Raw genomic sequence first — 1,880 nt, forward strand, 5'->3', positions numbered from 1 at the left:
GGTTGAGGAACCACATGCGCTGCTGCGCCAACGACAACGGAACCCGAACCGGACGCACCTGCGCAGTCAACGCCGCACGTGAACCGCCACCGACATGAGAACCCAAACGAGCAGCCAACGCCTCCACCGTCGACGCCTCGAACAACTCCCGCACCGACACCGAAGCATCCAACGCCTGACCCAACCGAGACGTCACCTGCGTCGCAATCAGCGAATTACCACCGAGCGCGAAGAAATCATCATCCAAACCAACACGCTCGACGCCCAGAACATCCGCAAACGTCTGCGCAACAACCTCTTCCACCACCGACGTCGGAGCACGGAACACCGCAACCTGCAACGACGGAACCGGCAACGCCCGACGATCCAACTTCCCGTTCACCGTCAACGGAATCGAATCCAACACCACAAACGCCGACGGCACCATGTACTCCGGCAACAACGAACCCACACCGGTGCGGACATCGTCGACCGAAACGCTCACACCCGCAGCCGGAACCACATACGCCACCAACCGCTGATCACCCGGAGAATCCTCACGGACAACCACCGCCGTCTGCGCCACCGACACATCCGCCAACACCGCAGACTCGATCTCACCGATCTCGATCCGGAAACCACGGATCTTCACCTGATCATCCGCGCGACCCAGATACTCCAAATCACCAGCACTGTTCCACGACGCGACGTCACCCGTGCGGTACAACACCTCGCCGGCATTGAACGGATTCGCCACAAACCGCGTCGACGTCAACCCCGCCTGACCCAGATAACCCCGAGCCAACTGAACACCAGAGACATACATCTCACCCGCGACACCAACAGGCACCGGAGCCAAACGCGTATCGAGCACGAACACCTGCAGACCCGAAATAGCCTGACCCACAACACTCGCCGACGCACCCGCCGCCAACGCAGCATCCAACACACGATGGCTCACATGCACCGTCGTCTCCGTGATGCCGTACATGTTCACCAACGTCGGCGCGAAGTCACCGCGGCGGCCGTACCAATCCGACAAGCGACGCAGCTCGAGCGCCTCGCCGCCGAAAACAACCCACCGCAACGACAACTCAGCAGCCTGACCGGATTCCGACGCCAACCGATCAGCCTCGGCCAACTGATAGAACGCCGACGGCGTCTGATTGAGCACCGTCACCCGCTCAGCAGCAAGCAACTCCAAGAACTGCTCCGGCGACCGCGACGTCACATAATCCACAACCACCAACGTGCCGCCGTACAACAGCGGACCCCACAACTCCCACACCGAGAAGTCGAACGCATAACTGTGGAACATCGTCCACACATCGGATTCGTCGAACCCGTACACACCCTCGGTATTCGCAAACAACTTCGCCACCGTCGTGTGCGGAACCTGCACACCCTTCGGGCGACCCGTCGAACCCGACGTGTAAATCACATACGCAACATTCGACGACCGCAACGGCGCAACACGATCCGCATCCGAAACCACCGAACCATCGAACTCCGACACATCCACCGCGTCGATATCAACCACCGGCAAACCAGCGGGCAACACCAACTCACGCCCGGACCACGAAATCGCAGCCACCGGAGCAGCATCAGCCAACATGAACTCGACACGATCAGCCGGATACGACGGATCCACCGGCAAATACCCCGCACCGGACTTCACCACCGCCAACAACGCCACCACAAGATCCGCCGACCGCGGCAACGCCACCGCCACCAACGACTCCGGACCACAACCCTGAGCAATCAACCTGCGCGCCAAACGATTAGCCCGCACCGACAACTCACCATACGACAACGACTCGCCACCGAACCGCACCGCAACCCGATCACCAAACCGCGCAGCAGCATCATCGAACCACGCCGACAACGTCGAATCCACACCA

Annotated in this window: 1 protein-coding gene; it reads right to left on the reverse strand. The window is 60.8% G+C overall.

Annotated features, from left to right (window positions below; genetic code table 11):
* Nucleotides 1-1,880: amino acid adenylation domain-containing protein (locus M1L53_RS32965; RefSeq protein ID WP_157092550.1), on the reverse strand; the 1,880-nt coding region annotated here is incomplete at both ends.

This window comes from Rhodococcus sp. T9N, assembly GCF_024436645.1.
GTDB lineage: Bacteria > Actinomycetota > Actinomycetes > Mycobacteriales > Mycobacteriaceae > Rhodococcus_F > Rhodococcus_F qingshengii.